Genomic DNA, 3,605 nt, shown 5'->3' on the forward strand with positions numbered 1-3,605 from the left:
TGGAGGTCCGGCCGGTTTGGTCAGCTTGGTCAATCGCTTGGTGCAGGTAGTCGACCAACAGGTCAGCCTCGACGTTCGCCAAAGACCGGCCGGCGGCTGGTTGAGACCGGGCTTGACGGGCCAAAGCCGAAGACACCACGGTGGCATCAGTTGAAGCCACATAAGCCCGCAACCAAGACATGCCATCAGCCGCCGGTGTCACACTGACATGACGTTGCCTCATAGCTTTGGCATGACGTTCAACGGCAGTGTCTTGGTGGGCCTGTTCAACCTGAACCCGGGCCGCTTGCCTCAGTTCGGCTGGGTTCCGGCCAGGCCCCTGGCCGATAACCGTGCCAATCACCTGACTGGCCGCCTGGCTCGACAGGTTCTTGGTTTCCCCCACCAAAGCCGCCGCACCCTGCAGGCTAGTTCCACCAGCGTCCATTGACTGTTTCAACTCTGGTGTAGCCTGCCTGGCCTGACCCACCTGGGTTAGCCGGGCGGCATCACCGTGAGTGGAACTAGTGGCCCTGGCTATCCAGTCGACCAGAGCCCGCCTGTCCCCCTCAGTCTTGCCGTGACACTCAAACAGGCGAGCAGACAAGTCAGCCGCTTTACCGTCACAAGCCGTCGATACTTGCCGGTACAACCCGACCAGACGGACCTGCTGTTTCAGTGTCAAACCACCCAGTGAGGCTAGTTCATCCAACATGGCCAAACAGTGAGCATCCCTGGGAGCAGAACTCAACTGGTCCAACACCTCATCGACACTCAGTGTCCGCTCCAACCCGCCACCATCACCGGTTGAGGTCAGGTCGATTGGGTCGGCCTGAGGGCCGCTGGCATTGCTACCACCGGCGCCATCTTCCAGGCGAGGCGGGCCACCGGGTGAGGCCGTGTCACCGGTGTCCCATAGGGTCGGGGCAGCACTCGAACCGGAACCAACCGGGTACCCCAACCTAGGGCTCTGAGTACTGGTCGACATCATGTTACTAGTATAGAAGTACCCTACGACATCCCAGAATCAACCACAGACCAGCCGGCCGGAATCACCCCAGAGCAACCGCCTCTAAACCCCGCCTGACCTGGGCAAATGAGACCAACGCCGGCACCACTGCCGGAATCTGAAAGGCCTAGCGGCAAAGCTCCTCTGACTTCTGGGCAAACCCGTCCTTGGCCTGGGCCAAAGCGTCAAGGTCGACTCCGGCATCGGGCGCCTGCTGGTCATGGACCTTCAGCCAGTTGTCCTGGCCGGCGTCCTCCAGCGTCCGGAAAGCCTGTGCCATAGTCTCCAAGTCGCCCTTTATGTCACTAGGAGCCACCTCGATCATGCCGTCGAGATCCTTGATGTACGGGCCAAAGGGGCCAAGGCCGTTCCAGTTGAACTCGGTCTCGCCTTCGAAGCGGCTGATCACAGACTGGTTCTCGTAGAGATCGCAATACTTGGCATTGGGGTCGCTTGAGCAACCGGCCACCATTACCAGGGCGCCAACGCCAATCGCGGCGCCAAGTAGTCGTTTGGTCATCACAGGTGCCAATCCTCCAAATCCACGTCGATTCAAGTGGCATAAGTCCAGTGCCAGGCTACCGCGGGCACGTCAGTCTCCGTGTGGGGCCTGCTCCAGAAGCCTGGCGGCGGCATCGGCCACCGGCGGCAGATCGTTTTCCAGAATGAACCACAACTGGGCAGAATCGATTATGGCGTAACCGTGAGAGACCACATTACGCACGTCGATCAGCCGACGAAGGGCCAGGTCAGGGTGCTGGTCCTGCACGGCCGGGGCTGCCCTGGCCGCCCGGGCGGCAATCTCGCCCATCCGAACGAACAGGCTCTCCGCCGCCAACTGAAGCATTTCGTCACGCTGATAGACCTGGCGCCCCCGCGCCACCAGCCGGGCCGCTTGGTCAGTGTGGTCGACCAGGTCACGAAGGCAGCGCCAGACTGCGGCGGGAAGGTCCGATGCCGGAGGCGCGGGGGTCACAGCGGCCTCGCCTGGTCCAGTAGGCCGGCGTGTTTGGGCTTCAGGCCGCCCTCAAACACCACGTCGACGTGAACTCCCAGCAGCTCCTCAAGCTCTCTTGGCAGCGAGGCGGCGTCCCAGAGGCCGCCAGGGTCCAGGTCAACCAATATGTCCAAATCACTGCCGGGGCCGTCTTCGCCCCTGGACACCGAGCCGAAGACTCGCGGGTTCTTGGCCCCACGCCGTTTGATCAAATCCAGCACCGCCCGGCGGTTCTCGCCAAGGCGATCCGAGGGTCTAGCCATGGCGTCCATCAGGCGCTTTATCATCACCGGCGAGGCACTGCGGGCGCCAGACTCAATGGCGCACAGATTTGACGGGCTGACGTTGGCCAACTGAGCCAGCTCGGCCTGAGTCAACCCAGCCCGCAACCTGGCTTGTTTGACTTGGTTCGCCATAACTCGATCATATCAATGATAACTTGGCGGCCTCGGCTTGGCCTTTTGTGCGAGTGCTAGCAGTGGCCAAAGAGCCCGGGCGCCCAGCGGGCCGGGAGCCCGAATGGTTTGCCGCGTCAGGCGGGTACGAGAACCCGGGGTCTGGAAACCCCAGTAGCACAGGTCTCCAGACACATGGCAGCCCTGGAGCCCAGACGGTTTGCCTGGCCCAGCCAGCCTGGTTGGATGGAAGGCGTGCTGACCATCACTACTTTGAACACCAATGGCCTAAGGGCGGCCATGCGAAAAGGCATGGATTCGTGGCTGAAGGCTGCCGCGCCGGACGTCCTGTGCCTGCAAGAGGTGCGAGCACCGGACGATGTCCTAGCCGACCTGGTCAAAGACCGCGAGCTGCACGGCCAAGCCTCACAAATCAAGGGCCGGGCCGGCGTCGCTATTGCTTCGCTGCTGCCCATCGAAGCCACCAAAACCGGCCTGGCGGAGCTGGAAGGTGAAGTCCACACAGGGCGATGGGTTGAGGCCCGTCTGAAAGACCCAGACCTGACGGTGGTCTGCGTCTATGTCCATTCCGGCGAGGTTGGCACCATTCGCCAAGACCAGAAGATGACCTTCCTTGAGGAAATGACATCCCGACTCAAGGAGCTAATCGACTCTGGCCGGGACGTGCTGGTTTGCGGCGACATCAACGTGGCCCACACCAAGGCCGACATCAAGAACTGGCGCGGCAACCTCAAGCGTTCTGGCTTCTTGCCGGAAGAGCGCGAGTTCCTGACCCACTGGTTCGAAGACCAGGGTTGGATCGACCTGGCCCGCCACCTGCACGGCGAGGTCGACGGCCCCTACACCTGGTGGTCCTGGCGCGGCCGAGCCTTCGACAATGACACTGGCTGGCGCATCGACTACCAGCTGGCTACGCCGTCCTTGGCCGCCAAGGCGCTTGACTGCCGGGTCGAGCGGGCAGATTCCTACGACTCGCGCTGGTCAGACCACGCCCCGCTGACGGTTGACTTCGATCTGCCCGGTGTCCAACCGGCCTAGCCCGGGTCGCACGCGGTTGACGCGAAGCGTCGACTGGCAAAGACGCGGCTGAGGTTACGTTGGTTTTGGCCTGTTTTTTGTGGCCTGTTCAGGGCCTATGGGCAATGACTTCGGCTGAAGTGTTGCCAGGGATACGGCGTGCCGCATCCAGCATGTGACCCGAACA

At 62.2% G+C, this 3,605-nt stretch carries 5 protein-coding genes; 1 reads left to right on the forward strand and 4 read right to left on the reverse strand.

The features are described 5' to 3' along the window. From FWD29_09960 to FWD29_09975, 4 genes are all read right to left on the reverse strand, one after another. On the reverse strand, nucleotides 1-970 hold a 970-nt coding region (locus FWD29_09960; GenBank protein ID MCL2804253.1), incomplete at its 3' end, for a 13E12 repeat family protein. Nucleotides 971-1,115: 145 nt separating this feature from the next. Next, on the reverse strand, nucleotides 1,116-1,511 hold the full coding sequence (locus FWD29_09965; protein ID MCL2804254.1) for a hypothetical protein: 396 nt from the start codon (nucleotides 1,509-1,511) through the stop codon (nucleotides 1,116-1,118). 69 nt (nucleotides 1,512-1,580) lie between these two features. After that, the gene (locus tag FWD29_09970) at nucleotides 1,581-1,964 is read right to left on the reverse strand and encodes a DUF86 domain-containing protein (GenBank protein ID MCL2804255.1); all 384 of its coding nucleotides are present in this window, start codon (nucleotides 1,962-1,964) and stop codon (nucleotides 1,581-1,583) included. Then, on the reverse strand, nucleotides 1,961-2,401 hold the full coding sequence (locus FWD29_09975; protein MCL2804256.1) for a helix-turn-helix domain-containing protein: 441 nt from the start codon (nucleotides 2,399-2,401) through the stop codon (nucleotides 1,961-1,963). Before FWD29_09975 ends, FWD29_09970 begins: the two co-directional genes overlap by 4 nt. Nucleotides 2,402-2,626: 225 nt before the next feature. On the opposite strand from FWD29_09975, the gene FWD29_09980 reads away from it, so the two are divergent. Beyond that, nucleotides 2,627-3,439, forward strand: a complete 813-nt coding sequence (locus tag FWD29_09980; protein ID MCL2804257.1) for an exodeoxyribonuclease III — start codon at nucleotides 2,627-2,629, stop codon at nucleotides 3,437-3,439. The last annotated feature ends 166 nt before the right edge of the window (nucleotides 3,440-3,605 follow it).

The organism is Micrococcales bacterium, from assembly GCA_009784895.1.
Lineage (GTDB): Bacteria > Actinomycetota > Actinomycetes > Actinomycetales > WQXJ01 > WQXJ01.